General features: G+C 33.0%; 21 protein-coding genes. 6 read left to right on the top strand and 15 right to left on the bottom strand.

Going from position 1 to position 18,168, the window contains the following annotated elements; all coding sequences use genetic code 11:
- Positions 1–57 precede the first annotated feature (57 nt).
- The 8 genes from M2326_RS01705 to nfsB form a co-directional block, all read right to left on the bottom strand.
- On the bottom strand, positions 58–459 hold the full coding sequence (locus tag M2326_RS01705; protein WP_264617820.1) for a hypothetical protein: 402 nt from the start codon (positions 457–459) through the stop codon (positions 58–60).
- 4 nt (positions 460–463) lie between these two features.
- The gene (locus M2326_RS01700; protein WP_264617819.1) at positions 464–1,135 is read right to left on the bottom strand and encodes an NAD-dependent epimerase/dehydratase family protein; all 672 of its coding nucleotides are present in this window, start codon (positions 1,133–1,135) and stop codon (positions 464–466) included.
- Positions 1,132–1,464: a TfoX/Sxy family protein gene (locus M2326_RS01695; protein ID WP_264617818.1), complete on the bottom strand. Its 333-nt coding sequence runs from the start codon at positions 1,462–1,464 to the stop codon at positions 1,132–1,134. The genes M2326_RS01700 and M2326_RS01695 overlap by 4 nt, the downstream gene beginning before the upstream one ends.
- Before the next feature lie 6 nt (positions 1,465–1,470).
- A complete protein-coding gene (locus tag M2326_RS01690; RefSeq protein ID WP_264617817.1) occupies positions 1,471–2,415 on the bottom strand; it encodes an alpha/beta fold hydrolase in 945 nt (314 codons plus the stop codon).
- A 344-nt stretch (positions 2,416–2,759) separates the two neighbouring features.
- Positions 2,760–3,662, bottom strand: coding sequence for a hypothetical protein (locus M2326_RS01685; RefSeq protein WP_173836150.1), 903 nt, complete (start codon positions 3,660–3,662; stop codon positions 2,760–2,762).
- Between the two features lie 11 nt (positions 3,663–3,673).
- The gene (locus M2326_RS01680; RefSeq protein WP_264617816.1) at positions 3,674–4,297 is read right to left on the bottom strand and encodes a putative quinol monooxygenase; all 624 of its coding nucleotides are present in this window, start codon (positions 4,295–4,297) and stop codon (positions 3,674–3,676) included.
- A 1-nt stretch (position 4,298) separates the two neighbouring features.
- Positions 4,299–5,222: an alpha/beta fold hydrolase gene (locus tag M2326_RS01675; RefSeq protein ID WP_264617815.1), complete on the bottom strand. Its 924-nt coding sequence runs from the start codon at positions 5,220–5,222 to the stop codon at positions 4,299–4,301.
- Between the two features lie 22 nt (positions 5,223–5,244).
- The gene (gene nfsB / locus M2326_RS01670) at positions 5,245–5,898 is read right to left on the bottom strand and encodes an oxygen-insensitive NAD(P)H nitroreductase (protein ID WP_264617814.1); all 654 of its coding nucleotides are present in this window, start codon (positions 5,896–5,898) and stop codon (positions 5,245–5,247) included.
- Between the two features lie 225 nt (positions 5,899–6,123).
- On the opposite strand from nfsB, the gene M2326_RS01665 reads away from it, so the two are divergent.
- The 3 genes from M2326_RS01665 (at position 6,124) to M2326_RS01655 (ending at position 7,767) form a co-directional block, all read left to right on the top strand.
- Entirely contained in the window at positions 6,124–6,507 is a 384-nt protein-coding gene (locus M2326_RS01665; RefSeq protein WP_035759080.1) for a winged helix-turn-helix transcriptional regulator, read from the top strand.
- A 108-nt stretch (positions 6,508–6,615) separates the two neighbouring features.
- A complete protein-coding gene (locus M2326_RS01660; protein WP_264617850.1) occupies positions 6,616–7,194 on the top strand; it encodes a Crp/Fnr family transcriptional regulator in 579 nt (192 codons plus the stop codon).
- Between the two features lie 75 nt (positions 7,195–7,269).
- Positions 7,270–7,767: a hypothetical protein gene (locus M2326_RS01655; protein ID WP_264617813.1), complete on the top strand. Its 498-nt coding sequence runs from the start codon at positions 7,270–7,272 to the stop codon at positions 7,765–7,767.
- A 216-nt stretch (positions 7,768–7,983) separates the two neighbouring features.
- Here M2326_RS01655 and M2326_RS01650 read toward each other — a convergent pair whose 3' ends face one another.
- Positions 7,984–8,886, bottom strand: coding sequence for a LysR family transcriptional regulator (locus M2326_RS01650; RefSeq protein WP_264617812.1), 903 nt, complete (start codon positions 8,884–8,886; stop codon positions 7,984–7,986).
- A 93-nt stretch (positions 8,887–8,979) separates the two neighbouring features.
- Here M2326_RS01650 and M2326_RS01645 point away from each other — a divergent pair, with 93 nt between their 5' ends.
- The 3 genes from M2326_RS01645 (at position 8,980) to M2326_RS01635 (ending at position 11,217) form a co-directional block, all read left to right on the top strand.
- Positions 8,980–9,576 carry an NAD(P)H-dependent oxidoreductase gene (locus M2326_RS01645; protein WP_264617811.1) on the top strand — a complete coding sequence of 199 codons (597 nt, stop codon included), beginning with the start codon at positions 8,980–8,982 and terminating at the stop codon, positions 9,574–9,576.
- A gap of 755 nt (positions 9,577–10,331) precedes the next feature.
- Positions 10,332–10,715: a hypothetical protein gene (locus tag M2326_RS01640; RefSeq protein WP_264617810.1), complete on the top strand. Its 384-nt coding sequence runs from the start codon at positions 10,332–10,334 to the stop codon at positions 10,713–10,715.
- Positions 10,716–10,719: 4 nt separating this feature from the next.
- The gene (locus M2326_RS01635; RefSeq protein ID WP_264617809.1) at positions 10,720–11,217 is read left to right on the top strand and encodes a helix-turn-helix domain-containing protein; all 498 of its coding nucleotides are present in this window, start codon (positions 10,720–10,722) and stop codon (positions 11,215–11,217) included.
- 450 nt (positions 11,218–11,667) lie between these two features.
- Here the strand turns inward: M2326_RS01635 and M2326_RS01630 are convergent, their stop codons facing one another.
- From M2326_RS01630 to M2326_RS01605, 6 genes are all read right to left on the bottom strand, one after another.
- Positions 11,668–12,825, bottom strand: a complete 1,158-nt coding sequence (locus tag M2326_RS01630) for an RNA-binding domain-containing protein (protein WP_264617808.1) — start codon at positions 12,823–12,825, stop codon at positions 11,668–11,670.
- Entirely contained in the window at positions 12,813–15,443 is a 2,631-nt protein-coding gene (locus M2326_RS01625) for a TrlF family AAA-like ATPase (protein ID WP_264617807.1), read from the bottom strand. Before M2326_RS01625 ends, M2326_RS01630 begins: the two co-directional genes overlap by 13 nt.
- A 4-nt stretch (positions 15,444–15,447) precedes the next feature.
- Positions 15,448–15,645 (bottom strand): helix-turn-helix transcriptional regulator, encoded by a 198-nt coding sequence (locus M2326_RS01620; protein ID WP_264617806.1) that lies wholly within the window; start codon positions 15,643–15,645, stop codon positions 15,448–15,450.
- Positions 15,646–16,250: 605 nt separating this feature from the next.
- Complete coding sequence (locus M2326_RS01615) at positions 16,251–16,541, bottom strand: putative quinol monooxygenase (protein WP_108739741.1); 291 nt, start codon at positions 16,539–16,541, stop codon at positions 16,251–16,253.
- Positions 16,542–16,662: 121 nt separating this feature from the next.
- Entirely contained in the window at positions 16,663–17,145 is a 483-nt protein-coding gene (locus M2326_RS01610) for a cupin domain-containing protein (protein ID WP_264617805.1), read from the bottom strand.
- A 9-nt stretch (positions 17,146–17,154) separates the two neighbouring features.
- A complete protein-coding gene (locus M2326_RS01605) occupies positions 17,155–18,168 on the bottom strand; it encodes a zinc-binding alcohol dehydrogenase family protein (protein ID WP_264617804.1) in 1,014 nt (337 codons plus the stop codon).

The following is an 18,168-nucleotide window of genomic DNA, read 5'->3' as shown; positions in this document are numbered from 1 at the left end:
TGTTTCATTTAGGGTATAAATCCGTCCTTTTAACCACCTTTTAATGGCTTAGAAATATTAATTTGCCTTTCCTACTATTAATTTTGAAAATGGTATTCCAGAAATTTTTACACTACCAACGATATAAACAATTGCCAAAACTAAGTCCATAAATGAGATGGCCACCATCTCTGGAGCGACACCCTCAAAATTTGCGGAAGCATATTGCACCAACGAAAACCCTATAAGTCGTACTAAACCATTCCAAACAATAATAGACGCTCTATTTTGAATATCATTTGAAGCCCAAACAAGTGCTGCCCCTGCAAATAGGATAAAAGAACCTGTTACAGCCCCCGTAATAAAAGTGTCTGCGGTGGGATTTGACATTGCCTGATAGAACATTCCAATACCAATAGGAAAATTAAGAATACCTGTAATAAGGACTAATTTTTTAAACATTTTGTTTGAATTTTTCATTTTATTATACGTTTGTAATTTTGGCTAATTTATTAACCTGTTCATTTTCTAAAAGTTTGTTGTCGGTTCCAAAAAGAACGCTATTAATCATAGCGAGACCAACGTTAACACTTGTGGTGTTATTTTTCTTTTTTTCTAAAAGTCCAAAAAACGGACGAGCGATAAAATAGAATGCATTTACCCAAGATGTTTTAGATTTTATGCCTTTCAAAGGAATAATTAATTGAAGTCGAAACATATAAGCATCTTTAAAGCCCATATTCAAAATCATATTCTCGGTTTTACCTTTTACACGGGCCCACATCAATTTTCCTTTTTCGGTACTATCGGTTCCTTCACCAGAAACATAATTGAATACCATTTGTGGATTATTAGCATAAAGCGTTTTAGCCAAAGCTTCGGTAATTCCGTAAGTAAATTGATAGTAATCTTCCTCTTTCATTCCAATTGAGGAAACCCCCATGCAATGAAAACAAGCATCATACCCTTGCAATTGATCCTTAATAGCACTAAAATCGAAGAAGTTTTTATGAATAACTTCTTTCAATTTTGGATGCTGCATTTGCAAAGAGCTTCGGTTTATGACCAATACTTCTTGAACATTTGGAGATTCTAAACATTCTATTAAAACGCCTCGTCCCACCATACCCGTGGTTCCTGTTATAATTACTTTCATTTATTATTTTTATTTTTTTGAATTTCTAAAGAGACTTTAGCCCAAGCAATAACTTGGTTAGCATCTTCCAGAATTTCGATAGGAACTTCATAAAAAGAAGCGACCACACTGTTATTTTTAAAAAGTTTTAAAGCTTCAGAACCAGCTGCTAGATAGTCTGCTTTATTGCTTTCATCTACTTTGAAATAGAGTACTTCTTTTGAAACAATTCCAAACATCAAATCGTCTGTATACAGACCTACACAACCGAACATTCGTTTGGAATGAATCGTTTTCCAATTGGACAATTGATCCAAAATAAAGTCTAAATAATCAGTTGAAGCAGCCATTTATATTTATTTTGATTCTAAATTTTTCAGCATTCTTCGTAAAGATAACACAAAACTCTTGGGACTATCTTCTTGTGTAAAATGTCCTGCTTCAGGAAGCAATTGTACTGGTGCTGTAGGATAAATAGAACGCCATTTATCTTGAATCTCTTTAGAAGCAACAACGTCATCTTTTATTCCGAAAATAAGTTCAACTGGTTTATCTTGTAGTGTGCTTAATTTTGCTTCTAATTCTTCTAGCCAATCAGCTGCCAAGGTAATTTCTGCCGGAAAAACAGCGGTTCCTTTTCTAGACTCTTTGGTTGGGAAAGCCATTGAATATGCATCTGTAATGGCTTTGTTACTGCTTGATTTGGAATTAATCGAGCCTTGCATTAATGTAGTTGCAAAAAAGTTTTCGTCTATAATTTTTGCTTGCATTTCTGGCGTTCTCATGTACATAGAGAATTCGACCATTTTACCTTCCGCTTTCCAAGCCCAAGTATTGCTTATCACAACTCCCAACACTTTATCAGGATTACTAGTAGCAACAGATAAACCTGTTGGACCTCCCCAATCTTGAACAACAATAATAAACTTATCTAGTTTTAAATGTTCAAAAAGAAGAGCACTAATCCATTGTGCATGCTCTTGTGGCGTAAAACCATAATTTGCTGGTGTGTCCGAAAAACCAAAACCAGGTAAATCATAAGCGATTACTCTAGCTTCACCAGAAAGTTCTTTAATAATATTTCGATTCAAAAAAGACCAATCTGGGTTTCCGTGTGTTAATACAATCGGAATTCCTTCGCCTTCATCAATATAATGCATAGAAACTCCGTCTTTATCGAACCAATTACTTTGAAAAGGATATTCCGTTTTATCCACTATAAAAGGTCGCTGCTTTTTGTTGTTTCTATCTCTATTGAAAATTAAGGGATCAGGTATTTGTGTGTTTATTTTGTTTTCCATGGTGTTTTTATTTAATGTAAATGGATATTTCTTTGCTGATTTTATAATTTAAATCTATAAACAAACGCTAACAATTTGTCTAGCACAAAGATAAGCAACACTATAGACTCAAAATTTATACTAATTCTTGAATGTTGTATACTTTTTAAGGTACGCAGTTGCAACGCTGCAATCTAGATCGTATTTAATTCACTACGAGTTAGTTACTGTATAGTAGTAATTCGTCATTTACCGATAATAAAAAAGCTGAGACTATTTTTGTAATAATCTTAGTGCTCACGATGTAATTGAATTTTGAAAATCGAATTCGGAATTATACTTTAGGGATTGGGCTATTAAGTTGATTATTTTTTTTGATATAACATTTTTGCACTTCCTAACAGGTAATTTCTCCATCCAAAATTAGGATAGGCTTTATCCATTTTCTGAATGAATTCTTCTTCATTCTTAGCCGCAGAAAGTAGTGCTTTCATTTCTTTAAGATAGTTGATTTTAATGGTCACGTCTCCCGAAGTTTCCGGTGCACTGTGTGAAGAAAAATAGGTGGTATAGCCTTTTTCTTGAAAAGCAGTAAGCTCTTTAATTACCGTATCTATAAATTCAGTATTGAAAATCATAGTATGGTTGTCGTGCCCAACCATATGTAAGTGAACCGCCTTTATTGCTGGCATTTCTACATCAAAACCAAAACCGGTAGGCGTAATAATAAAAGGAATCCCTGAAATCTCTTGAGCTCCCGCCTTTAATAAATCGGTTGGTACAATTGTAGTTTCGTCAAGATCTTGTCCTGAGACTTTTTTCAAGACAGATAGCGATTCATTTCCGGAATTCTTCATATAATCCAAAGATTCTTGATTAGAATAGATATGATTGAATTTTAGCTTGTCAGTATCAAAAAAGTGCTTTCCAATTAAATGATACGAAACCATTACATCAATATCTTTGTAACCCAAACCAACAATATAATCCACTAGTTCCTTGTAATTATCTTTCATTGGAGGAGTCTCTATTAATACCCCTTTTCCCTTCTTTTCGATAAAAAAAGCGTGAGTATTAAAAAAGCCTTTCGTTTCATAAACGTGAACTTTCGTTTCTCCGTAATCAAAAATTTGCATAGTACCCTTTTTCAATTGCACTGCTTTTATATTTTCATTAAAAGTTCGCATACTTGGTTCTTGAGCTGAAACATTCTGAATTCCAAATGATACTATAAATCCGTAAACTATTGCTGTAATTATATTTTTCATCTTTAACTAAATTATATTTCTGTTACGAAATTCATATATTGTTTTAAATCTCCATCTACCGCTTCTTCCAACAATTTTCTTGTTTTCATGGCGTATGGTTGATTAAAATGAATGTCCCAAACATCAGATTCTTTTCTCCAATGTTCATAAACAGCCAAGGTATCTTCTTGCCCGTCAACAGTGTATAAATCAACAAGGATGTTTCCTTCTTCCTCTTTTCGAGTGTTGGTAATATGATCTTCAAATTGGGCTAGAATTTGATTTCTATAAGTTGGATCGAACTTAAAGATGAAGAAAATGATGAACAGTTCGTCATCTGCATTTGCAGATTTAGAACGATCCGGCAAAGGATTGGTATCACCCAAAAAGTAGAAATCGGGTGCGGTTGCCAAGGCTGTTTGGCCTATTTGCATTAACTTTTGGGTATGAGGCTCTTTATCATGAGATTCGATGGCTGCTTTGTCTGACCAACGTTCGTACACAAAAAATACATTGGCATCGCTTTTCGATACAAAAACTTTAATTTCGTGATTGCCCGCTTCTTTTTGTGTTGCTGCTTGTGCTTCTTTTAACGTTGTTGCAAAAGTAGTCGCGTGTTCTGGTTTTGCGGTGAATTTTACTATGGTGCTTTTCATATTATAATTTTATGAATTCTTTAATGTCTTTAGCGACTTCTTCAGGAACTTCTAATTGTGGTGAATGCGATGCGTTTTCAATAACAACCAACTTCGCATTCGGAATATGATCTTTGTAATATTGAGCTACATTAAAACGTACCACTTCATCGTGTTTCCCTTGTAATACTAATGTTGGCGCTTTGATATACTGAACATCCTCTTTAAGGTCAAAATACTTTCCGTTTTTAATCGCAGGAATTAAAGTACCATCTACAAAATCTTTACTGTTGTTAACCGTTTCTATCAAATAATCAGCAATAGGTCCAGGAAGATAAGGTACTTTGTAAAAAACACGTTGAAGCACTTTGTTTAGCTCCGCTCTGTTTTCAATTTTTTTCCCAAAACCACTATATACCACATGGTCATCTACGGTAATTCCGGCTGCATCTAACAAAATTAAATTTGTAACATCAGACGGATATTTTACAGCATAGGCAGCAGCTGTGTGTCCGCCCATTGAATTACCAATTAGGTTGAAGTTTGTTATGCCATGTTGAGCTAAAAACGATTTTAGAAAAGTGGCTTGTCCGTCAATAGAATAATCCAAACCCTGTTTTCTTTCATTCTCACCATGTCCTGCTAAATCAGGTAAAATTAAATGGTAATCGGATGACAAGTATTTAGCCATTTGCAAAAAGCTGTTCTTATCATCTCCCATGCCGTGAACTAATACAAAATTGGGTTTATCATTATTTGCTTCGCTTTCGTAAAAATGCACGGTGTACCCATTTACAACTACCGTTTTCTTTTCTAAATTTGCTGCATTGGCATAACTAGCATTCGTTTGATCTACAAGTACTTTTGGAAAAAAGAAAAATACAATGGCTCCAATTAATAGTAAGCCAACGATGATTCCGCCAACTATTTTTAAGAATTTTTTCATAATTTATATTGTTTTAAATGGATTATAATTTTGTAATAATGGTCTCTTCTGGAAATCTCGATTTTGGCAATTTCGCATTAAAATCAGTATCTTTTCTGTACCCTAAAGACACCACTGCTAGCGCTGTATAGCCTTTTTCGCGTAAGCCAAACTCAATATCTAAGGCTTTTAAATCTACCCCTTCCATTGGGCAAGCATCAATACCTAAAGCGGCAACACCTAATAAAAGTGACCCCATATTAAGATACACTTGCTTTTCCATCCAATGTTGTAAATCTTTAAGATCGTATTTATGAAGGTCTACAAACAACTTACGTCCGCCTTGTACTTGATCTTTGAATTGTTGTGCCGCAAAACGACCGTCTTTATCTTCTTGTTCCAAAATACTAGTCATATATGTTTCATCTGCATTGGTACGAGCGGCAAAAACAATTACATGAGAGGCATCGTAAACTTTAGGTGTGTTAAAATGAAAAAATCCTTCCGTTCCTTTTGCAATACGTTGTTTACCTTCTGTAGTATCTGCAATAAGAAAATGCCAAGGTTGTAAGTTGATACTTGACGGACTTAAACGCAATAAATCTTTTACTTGTTCAATATCCGCCTCTGAGATTTTCTTAGTAGCATCAAATTCTTTTACTGAATAACGGTTGTTTAAAATGTCACTTAAAACCATATTTTTATATTTAGTTGCTTTTTTATACTATCATTTTTATAGTGGCAAAAGTATGTATAGTTTACAATGTACACAATAACGGTCATAAAGTATAGTATAAAATAAATTTTTAAATACCTATATTTCAATATTTTAAAAAATAGAAATTAACTATAAAAAATATAGTTGCACACTAATAATTAGTGCTATATCTTTGCACTTTATAATGCATATAAAAATGATGCTATGGACAGAAAAGAACTTTTCGAAAAAAAACCAAAAATAAAAATCAACGACAAAATATCCTGGTGCCCCACAAGTGCCGCCATGGAACTGATAGGCGGAAAATGGAAAAGTGTGATCCTGACCCACTTGATTAGTGGTACGAAGCGCTACAACGAATTACGCAAAGAAATTCCAGGAATCACGGAACGTACCTTGAGTTTGCAACTCAAACAACTGGAGGAAGACGGTTTTGTAGTTAGAAAAGTATTCACCAAAAAACCACCTTTGCGAGTAGAATATACCTTAACCGAATTTGGTTTAACGTTATCCCCTATCTTAAATTCAATTGTGGAATGGGGACTTATGGCTGCAGAAACCAAAGGAGAGTTTATTTTTGAAGAATAACGATCTAGGAAGCGTTTAAATAGGCGGTTGCCTAACTATTCTAAACAAAAAACAATATACTTAGTTGCATACCATCTCATGCTATCTAAAATAATTTTATTGATTACTATGCAAAATGACTTAATCCAACATCTGAGTAATTACATCAAGTTATCTGATGAAAATACAACATTGATACTTAATCATTCTGAACTAAAGCACTATAAAGCTTCGGATTTTTTTATTGAAAGTGGTGATAAATGCGACCAAATGGCATTTTTAATAAGTGGTGTTTTTCGCTTTTGTTTTATGGATCTTAAAGGAAATGAAATAACGTCGTATTTTATGAAAGAGAACGATTTTGTTTGTAATATCACCAGCTTTTTCGAATTTTCTGTAAGTTCGGGTTCGATACAAGCAGAAACAAATTGCGAGGTTATTCAGTTTTCGAGAGCATCATGGGATTTGTTTTGTGCGGAAATACCAGAATGGGAAAATTCTTTTCAAAAAATAGTCAATGAAACATTAGTAAATAAAATCAATTTTCAACGAAGTTTACTTAATCTCGATGCCAAGGATTCTTATTTAAAATTTTTAAAAACCTATCCGTCCATCTTACAAAGAGTACCTTTAAATCATGTGGCTTCCTTTTTAGGAATAACACCCTTCTCTTTGAGTAGAATTCGAAAATCAATTGCCATCATTTAGTATTAATTGCCAAATGACAAGTCCGTTATCTTAAAAAAACGGTTCCTTTGCGAATATAAATTAATACAAAAATATATGGAAGCTTTTGAACAACAGCGAATTTATAGAGTCAAAGCAATGATGCACCGTTTCTTTTCATTGTATGAAAGCAAGAATACCGATTTTTCTTTGGTAAGTGAATTACTTTATAAAGATGGTTTTGAATGGTTGAGTCCTAGTGGAAACCTAGAAGGCGTGGCAGCATTTGAAAACAGCTTTAACGAATTGAATAAAGATTGGGGACATTCGCACCGACCATTTGAAATGACAGTTACCCTTATTGATGATATAACAGCCTCATTAAGTTTTAATTACATCTATCAGCACGTGCAAGACGGTAAAATCGTTTTACACGCAAAAGGTCATTATGAAATTACTTGTATTGACAATGGCGAAGCCTTTCCACGTATTCAAAAATGCAATCTTAGCTTATTAAAAATGATTGAAGTGGGTGGCTTTATTGATATGTTCGAAATGAACAAAACTTTATATCTAGACTATCAACTGAAAGCTGAACAGATCATAAAAGCATAGTTTTTGAAAAGTAAGCCTTAGTAATGTAATTAACGGGCGAATTTTTGAATAGAAAAAAAATACAATCGCTACAGCGAAGTATATAAAGAAATCCTGGAAATCCTAGGATTTTTTTTTAAGTATACAATTTAAACAACTGGAGAATAATTTAAAGAATCACACACACGCATTCACAACGAGCATCCGCAATCAGAGTCATTGCGGGGTGCATTGTGTTTACTTCATCTTTGCTGTAAATATATTTCGAAGCACTTCTAGTTCTTTCTTGTATTTCAAATCTGTTCTTGAGGCAAAATACAAGGTGTTTTCGGTTTTTACTTTTCCTTCCCAAACTAAATTGATCTCTTTACTCGAAATCTCCTTTTGACATAGAAAATCAGGCACTAATGCCAATCCGTTTTCATTAGATAAACATCGAATGATAGACGTGATATTAGGCAAAATATAGTTGGGTTTGAAAGAAGGTTTTTTATTGAAATTCTCAAACCAAAAACGTCTAAAATGCTCCATTTCGTTGGAGGAACTATACCAACTCTTTTTCAATAATTCTGCTTCTAAGGCATTCAAATTATTAGCTTCGATCTGCTTTTTTATCTCGGTCGTATCCGTTTTATTTCCTGCAATTAGAATAATTCTTTCTTTCGAAAAAGGGACATACTCCACCGGCGATTTTTTATCATTTTGTTTTCTGGGCGTAATTACTAAATCTAAAATGCCATTATTCAAGTCTTTTATTAAATCGGTATGCGCACCAAATCGCGCCACTAGGTCAAAATCCAACTTCGGAATTTCGGGTTCAATAATGAGTTGGAACATCTCAGAACACATACCAATATTTATTGAAGGATTTGTTTCTTGCGTGGTTCTTTTAAAATGCTGTTCGGCAATTTCCAGCTTGTTCAGCGATTCTATAATGTATTCGTATAAAAATTTCCCATCCTCCGTAGGAATCATTTTTCTCGAAGTGCGTTCAAATAATTTTTTCCCAACATAGGCTTCTAAGGCATTCAAGTGCACGCTAACACCAGGCTGAGAGGAGTATAAAGCAATTGACGCTTTAGTCAAAGTGCCGTTTTCATATACTTCTTTAAACGTTCTATACCATTCTAAATTTACCATAACTATAAATATTATAATACAAAGGTATGATTTGTATTATTTTTACAATACAAAAAATCAACTTAATTTTGTCCCATAATTAAACAAAGAAAGATGAAAAATATATTTATAATAAATGGAAGTCATCCATTTGCACATTCTGGAGGTCGATTTAACGAAACACTTTTCAATAATACAGTTGGTTACTTTGATTCAAGTGAGAATTTTGCTGTAAAATCTACTCAGGTTGGTGACGATTATGATGCAAAGGAAGAAGTAGAAAAATTTAAATGGGCAGATATCGTTATCTACCACACCCCTATTTGGTGGTTTCAGATTCCATTTGGTTTCAAAAAATATATCGATGAAGTTTTTACCGAAGGGCATCAAAACGGAATTTATAAAAGCGACGGAAGAAGCAGAACAAATCCAGATATCAACTACGGAACTGGTGGATTGATGCACGGAAAAAAATACATACTCACCACTAGTTGGAACGCACCCAAAACAGCTTTTACCTTAGAAAATGAGTTTTTTGATCAAAAAAGTGTTGATGAAGGGGTTATGTTTGGGTTTCACAGAATGAATGCTTTTACGGGTATGGAACTGATAGGTACACACCATTTTCACGATATGGAAAAAAATGCAGATGTACCTCTGGAATTAGAAAATTACAGTGGCTTTTTAAACAAAATTACTTTGAAGATGTAATTACTATGACTTTCTAAAAGTTGATTTTTAGATCTATAAAACAATCTATTAGTAAACAATCGAGCGAAGCCGAAATCTATTATTGATTATTGACTTCGCTCGATTTTGCAATTGTACTATTTTGTAAATCGGATGGATTTTAATTTAACTGATTATTATAATGGCTTGCTTTGGATTGGCTTTTTTAACCCTATAAGCCATTTAAGTTTTTATCTTCTTTGTGAATTTTAAACCATTTAAGAAATATAAGAACATATACCTTTTGGCGCTTTAATGCACCCAACGAAACGCAAAGCAAATCCACCTAGTTTATCATTCTGCAACAATCTCACTCACGCATACACAACGAGCATCCGCAACCAGTGTCATTGCGAGGAACGCAACAATCACGTACAGTGAGTTAATTTTAATTGAGTTGTAGATTTGATTTTAAAGGAATAATATTGGTACTTACTCTAGATTGGCTTTTTTTAACCATATAAGCTATTTAAGTTTTTATCTTCTTTGAGACTTTTAAACCATTTAAGAAATTAAAGAACATATAAGTTTAGGCGCTTTAATGCACCCAACGAAACGCAAAGCAAATCTACCTAGTTTGTCATTCTGAAAGAATCTCACACACGCATGTACAACGAGCCTCCCCAATCAAGGGTCATTGCGTATTCTATGAGTACTTAGCGAATAATGTTCCTCCCAATGATTGGGAATTTAATTTTAATATGTATATTTGTATTATATTTTAAAACCGAGCTCAAATGATGTTAGAGTTACCAAATACTGCAGATAATATTGCTTTGATACAAGAATTCTTGGACGAAACTAGAAAAAGAATTTCTGATGGTGTAGAAATAACTTTTACTAGAAAAGCTAATTTGGAATTGCAAGATCTAGCTTTAGATTTCGAAATTGAAATTGAAGATATTGAGAAAGCTATAGAAAATCTGACGCCTGAAAATTATTACAGAGGAATTGATCCTTCAGGTTCTGGCGATTTTGAAGTATGTGCCTTTTGTACTAAAATTGGAAAAAGCAATGTAGAGATTTATTTAAAATATGGACTAGAAGTTAATGGTTTACAGATATTATTATTTTCAAATCATTTGCCAAATCACCCAATGGCGCAACCTTTTAAAAATTAAAATTATGGAAGCTAAAAAAATATTAACAAGAGAAAATAGTACTACTGACGAATTATATGCTGTTGTAGAAAAAGTATATAAAGGAATCAAGTTAGTATATAATGAAGCATTTTACTTAGACTATATTGTAGATGAGGATACTGGATTGATAAACAAAGACTTGAAAGATAAGCATTATACCAAAAGTCAAATGGAAAGGAACATTAAAGCATTGAAAAATGCATATCATATTGCTAAAGGTGCTGCTTCTCCAAGTGAAATTATACATTTTAGAAATAAATATAAAATTTCGGCATCTACATTTAGTGTTATATTAGGTTTTAGTAAAAATACTATTTCTAATATAGAGAATGAGGGTATTACTTCCTTGTCTAGTGGTCGATTAATAAAAATGTGTTTAGATAACACAAAAGTGGTTTATAAATATGTACAATTATGTGATTCAATTGATAATGTAAAAAAAGAAGAAATATCTAAAAGATTGATGGAGGAATGTATATAATACATCAACTACTTAGTCAATCCTTAGAAATAACTCAAAACAATTAATTATCAATATCTTAAATTTATAAGTAATTAAAAAAGCTTCTGTTAATTGCCGAAAAGGGTATAGTAGAGTATAAAAAAGCGGCAATTTGTTAGGTGAAATAAAACCCAGCTCTGCGGTGTGTTCTTAAAAATCTAAGTGCTATTATGCCAATGTCTCTGACTTCGTACCCACAACAATGAGTAAACCATAACAGATTAAAAAAAGCACAACGAGAGTTGTGCTTTTTTATGTTTAGTGATAGAAAGTTGGTTATATTGAAATGGTAAATAGGAACGGGTACGAAGTCGGGTTCCGATAGCTATCGGAATCGCACAGGTGGAGATATTTGCGCAGCGTTCACGATGTCGTTGCCGTTTGAAAATTATAGTGGGAATTATTCTTTGTGGAGCGAATGTTAGCTTTTTATTCTGTTCGTTTTATTATTGATATAAACACTTCTCTATCAACATCGTTTATTAATTCCAAATCTGGCGAATTTTCAATTGCTCTGGGTATTCCACTTCCAACACCCACAAATGGAAGAATGCATCTAGCATTTGTAAATAATATTGGATTTCGAGGAATGGAAGTTCCAATTTTAATATTATCAATAGTAAGAGTGTTTGGAAGTTTTCCTGGACTTATTATTTCAATTCTATTATCAAATATGAATACTTTAATACTTGATAAAATAAAGTAGTCTCTATGAATTAAGGCGTTTACAAGCAACTCTTCAATTGTCTGGATTGGAATTTCTAATTCAGACTGTGAATTAAATCCTTCCTTTATTTGTTTCTTTTTTAAGTTTCGGGTTATAAAAGAAAGAGTTTTTTCATAAAGCTCCTTTAAATTTCCTGTGAATGGCTCTTCCTTATCTCTATATTCTGTTGAGCTTATGTTATTTCCAACAAATGAAACACATTGTACTGTAAAAGTTGGTCTAAGTTTTTGAGGGTTTTTTCCGAACAATAGTAATCCACCTAGGCTAATTTTTCCTTCTTTTATCATTCCAAGATTTGAAAGAACTTTCGAAGTTGATTGTCCTATTTCCTCGATTGTTTTTTTAGTTTTTTCAAATATAAATTCTTTAAACAACTCTTCGTTAATATCATTTACAGTTGTTCCATTAACTATGGTTTCATCAGCGAAAAGATTTCCGCTATCTTGCAGTAATCTTGCCATTTCTTCTCTTGCCACAACCTTACGTTTGTCAGAGCCATTTTTTAACCAAATTACGCCTTTATTATCTGTATGAGGCTTACTTTGTCCCTCAAAGATTTTCGCTATAACTATATTATTCTTATCTACTTCGAGTGTTTCTGTTTCAATAAAAATTTGAGGCTTGACATTATCAGAAGCAGCATTAGATAAAAGTTGATTGGTCTGTGCTATTTCTTCAAATGATAAACCTTGAATATCACCTGTTTTATCGTCAATTCCTATGATAATTAAACCACCTTTGGTGTTTGAAAACGCAACCATCTCTGTGCCTATTTTGTAAGCGTCATTAACGCGGACTTTAAATTGCACAACGCTTGATTCTCCTTTTTGAATTAAATCCAATAATTCTAATGCGTCCATAATTCGTATATTCTTTTTCTATTGTTAAATGCTTCTTTTCCGCCTTCCATTATGTTTACTATTTCTTTTCTTATTGTTACATCATCAATACTCCCAAGATTTGTCTCTATAGAGTTAGAGTCGTAACTACAAGAAACAACCTGTTCGCAATCTCCAAGAACAGGAATATTAGGATTATGTGTGGCAAAAATAAATTGAGATGTGTTTTTTAATTCTTTTAATACTTTAATAACATCATTATAAATAGTTTGATTATCTAAATCATCTTCGGGTTGGTCAATAATTATTAAATCGCTTTCTCTTAGCGTTAATAAAAATATTATTAGAGCGGAAGCTCTTTGTCCTAAAGAATGTTCGTTTAAAGACCTATTTCGATAAATGATTTCAAACTTATCAGGAATTCTATAGGTCAAAAAAGCTTCAAGATTTAAATTAAAATATTCTCTAAAAGTATGAAGTTGGGTATCTGTTAGGCTTGATGAAATAATGCTATTTGAGTTGTTCAAATCTTCATAAACTGTGATTAAATCATTGTAACTATCAACTATGTTTTGGATTTTAATATCGGATAAATTGCTACCTCTGAGATTCTCTTTTAAATATGATTTAAAATCTTGTTTGTTGCCTTTAAACGCAACAGCAATTTTGATTGAATCTTGGTCGTCATTAACTTTTTTTATTTCTTCTTGGACAATTTCAAATTCATTGTGCCACAGTTTTTGTAATGAAACTAGCGTTTGCTTTAATTTAGTTTCTAATTCTATTTTCTTTTTTGAAAGTTTTTCTAATTCAGATAATTGTGCTTTTGACAAATCAAGCTCCTTAGTATATTTAACATAGTCATCAGCCTGAATATTTGGCAGTTTTATATCTCGTTTTATTTTAGAAAACTCTTCTTTAAGCTCATTGTATTTTAATTGGAATTCTTCGTCTTTTTTGGCAAATTCCAAGCGTTTATCAATTAGTTTGCCCAAAACTTCATTTAAACCATCAAATATTTTTTCAAATTCAATTAATGATTGAACAATTTTTTCTACATCAGTAGTATTCTCTTTTGAAACATATTTTTTGTATGAATCGAAGGTTTCATTTTCTTTGATAAATTCATCTAACGCATCAATTATCTGAACTTCAAAATCATCAATTCTTTTAATAAAGTTTACATCTTTCTCAAAGCTAATTTGCTTTTCAAGTTTCTTATCAATATCATTATCTTTAAAAACTTGGATTTTAATTTTTAACTCAGCCTGTTTGGCTTCAATATCTGCTTTTCTGGCAACTTTTGAATCAATTTTTTTGAGTTCATTTATAATCCGTAAAACATCTTGAGTTTTTTCTTCAACTTCTTGTCTTTTGTTCAGTAAACGGTCTCCAATCAATTTGCTAATTAAATATTCAGTTGATAAAGAATCTCCTATTTGAGAAAGGTCTTTTTGACCAAAGTATATTGGTTTTTTTACAATTGCATTTGGCTTCAGTCCAAGTTGAAGCTCTCCATCTTTATATATGTTAGTTCTATCTCCAAGAATTTTTTCAGCAATGTATTCTTTTCCTTGGTCATCAACCAATACTGAAGTGATTTTCCCACCACTTCCTAATAAAGCGTTTACTAGATTCGTTTTATATTCAAAATCAACATTTTGATGACTAGTTAAATCAATATCCAATGAATATCTAATAGCTTCTAAAAGTGATGATTTACCACTCCCTCTTATACCAATCAAATTATTCATAGAGTGGCTAAAATGAAGCGTTGAACCATCTAATTTTCCTCCTTTAAAACTTATTGATTTAATATATCCATTAATTGGTTCTGTGGTTTCTGATGCTTTTCTATGTTCCTGATCTATTAATGCATACTTTATTGCTTCAAAATTAAAGGCGCCAATTTTTAAATAGGTTTTTTGCGTTACTCCATTTATAGAATTACCTGTTCCAATTTGTTCAATATTTTTAGCATCTGAGCCTTCCACAAAAGTAGGTAAGTCATTATCTAACCAAAGATTAAGCTTATCAATTATGTCTCTCGTTCTCACTTTTTGAAAACCTAGGACTGCCTTACGAAATATTGGCTGCTTACCCAATTCTGAAATTCGTCCTCCGTTTAGTTCTTTACAAAAACCACTACCTGATTCGATATGAGCCAGTATAATGAAATAGTCTTTCTCGAAAGCATCAAGTTTTTTTATGGTTTCAATTAAGTTGTCATTTGAACGACCGTTTTCATTTTCAAAATTTTGTTTTCCTGCAAACGTTTGTGTTATAAAATGATTGATATAATCATTTCCATTTACAAGCCATTCTAACGGATTGAAAATAACAAGGCAATGAATTCCGTTTGCTCCGTCATTTACAGATAACTCAACTCCTGGTAATAAGTAGATTTCTTGTTTCTTTGATTTTTTTTTGAGTGCATTGTATTCATTCAAGTCAAATTTATTATGATTTGTTATCGCTGCAACGCCAATTTTTTCTTTAGACAATTGATTTACGTAATCAGTCACAAATGAATTATCTTCTCCACGATAAACAAACTCTTTGTCCGCCTTTGTGTGTAAATGAAAGTCAGCTCTTAGCCAAGTGCTACCGTTTTTAAAAATTTCAAAATCTTTTCCCATTTTACTAATTGTCTTTTGTTGATACCAATAGTTCTCTTATGTCAACGTCCAAAATTTGAGAAATCTCGGTCAATACTTGAATACTAGGTTGCGAGTTGTTATTACAATAGTTTGTAACTATCACATAGCTTTTTCCGATTTTTTCAGCGAGCCAAGTTTGTGTTCGACCTTGTTCTTTTAAAATCTTTTTTATTCTATTCATTGATTCTATCTCTTTTACATTTTGTACTGTAAGACACAAAGATACATTAAATTATCTTTTTGCAATATAAAAATATATTGAATAATAATATATTATTTCGTGTGGCAATAGTGAACGAAAAAGTTTTTTTGTTATTTTGTATAGGAATTAGCGTTAAAAAAAAATGAATTTGCTGTTTTAGGGTTGAATGTTTTAGTTCAAATATTGATTATTAGTACGATTTTCTGTATTATGCACAACTCATTTATTTGTATCACAACACATTACAAAGCCACCCAATTTCTGGTAAATATGTGTGACAAACGTCATACTATTTTCATTACGCTAATGTAAGATAAAACAATGAAAGCATTTACCTATATTCGAGCAAAACGAAATTATGTTAAAAAAAAATCCTTGCACTCCCAAAACCCCTAGCCCAGATAGAAGTGAAAATCCTTTTGGGAAGGCGTTTTTCAGCCTTGCCAAAAGATTGTAACGGATAGCTGGAAATAGCTCCAAAAAAAAACTACTATCATCAAATTATAACCAAAAAAAAAGAGCTTTTGGACCATGTATTCACATTGGTCGCAAAAGCTCAATTTTCAAATTAAATGGTGTATTAGTTATGCAAGCATTGTCATTTTGTTGACTGCAAATTCGGCAATAGCATCTTTTGCCGCCGTTTGGAACGCTACATAATGAGGCGTTGCAGCATGTAAAGTAAGTGCCTCTGCATCTTTCCAGTTCTCATACATTGTAAATGTATTGGCGTCGTCATTGTCTTGAAGGCAGTTGTAGTTGATACAACCCGCTTCTTGAACACTACTGGCCACTAGTTTTAGTAATTCGGTTTTAACCAATTCTCTATTTTCTTCTTTGGCTACAATTTTAGCCACAACAGTTATTTTGCTCATGATTTGTTTATTTTTATTGTAGCAAAATTACAGCTTTCAGATGGCTTTACTGTGTAATTTAACGTTCTCTTCTCAGTTAAATTTGGATAGCAAAGCCAATCCATCTGCTGCATTTTTATCGCTATTTATCAGCTTTTGCTTTGTTTAAGTAATCTGGAACTTCTTTTGAAAGCCAATCTTCGCGCACAGGTACATGCACATCTAGATCCACGGTTTGCTCCAAAGCCCAGAATTCATGCGGTACATTTTCGGGGAAAACAATTACTTCCCCAGCACCAACTTCTACAAATTGTTCTTTGCCATCGATGATCGTTTTAATTTTGACCTTACCCGACATAATGTAGGTAATTTGCTCGTTTGGGTGTTTGTGCCACGCAATATGAGCTCCTTTTTCGAGATTAAAAAGCGTCATTTGTCCCTTTTCTCCATGAAACCACTTGCGCTGAATTCCGTCACCAATAGTTTCTGACTTCATTTTGTCAAAATTGAAGTGCTGCACTTTTGAAGTTGCTACAGAATCTATGGTGTTTACTTGTGCCGCTGTGTTTTGAACGCTACATGCGCTGATCAAAACCGCAGTTGCGATTGCTATTTTTAATTTCATTATTTTGTATTAGTTGTTAAAACCTTCTAGAACAATTTTACCTTTTGCTTTTCCTGTCTCCAAGAAGGCATGCACTTTACGCAAGTTTTCGGCGTTGATCGTTCCGAAATTCTCACCTAAGGTTGTTTTAATAGTTCCGTTGTCAATCAAAATGGCTACTTCGTTCAAGATATTGTGTTGACCAATCATGTCTTCTGTTTGAAACATCGAACGCGTAAACATAAATTCCCAGTGCGTAGAAACCGATTTTGCTTTGAAAGGCATGATGTTGAATGATTTTGGATCATCAATAAAACCGAATTTCCCTTGTGGTTTGATCACTTTTACAATTTCTTCAGCATGTTGTTCGGTAGCATTTAAGCTTACAATATAATCTGGAGCGGCAAGCTTGTATTTTTCGAATTCTTCGCTCAATTTATTGCTGTGATTGATAACCGTATCGGCACCTAGTTCTTTTAGCCAATTGGTAGTTTCTTCGCGTGAAGCGGTTCCGACAATTTTTAGTTTAGTCAATTTCTTAGCCAATTGCACCAAAATTGATCCCACACCACCAGCAGCACCAATAACCAAAATTGATTTGTTAGAGTCATCCTTAGCCACTTCTAATCTGTCAAACAACATTTCGTAAGCGGTAAGAGAGGTCAATGGCAAAGCAGCAGCTTCTGCATACGATAAACTTGAAGGTTTTTTACCCACAATGCGCTCGTCTACCACTTGATATTCGGCATAACTTCCTTGGCGTGTGATATCACCTGCGTACATTACTTCGTCTCCAACTTGGAACAAAGTCACGTTTTCACCCACTTCTTTCACGATTCCGGTAGCATCCCAACCAATGATTTTCCAGTTGTCGCCATCAGCAGGCATATTGGCACGTACTTTATAATCAGCAGGATTTACGGAGATGGCTTTGATTTCGACAAGAATATCTCTTCCAGTTGCTTTAGGCGTTTCTATGGTTACGTCTTGTAGTGATTTTACATTATCTACAGGTAAAATTTCTTTATATCCAATTGCTTTCAT

Source organism: Flavobacterium psychraerolatum (assembly GCF_025960985.1).
Lineage (GTDB): Bacteria > Bacteroidota > Bacteroidia > Flavobacteriales > Flavobacteriaceae > Flavobacterium.
The sequence above is the reverse complement of the archived record's forward strand: the minus strand, read 5'-3'. Positions and strand labels throughout refer to the sequence as shown.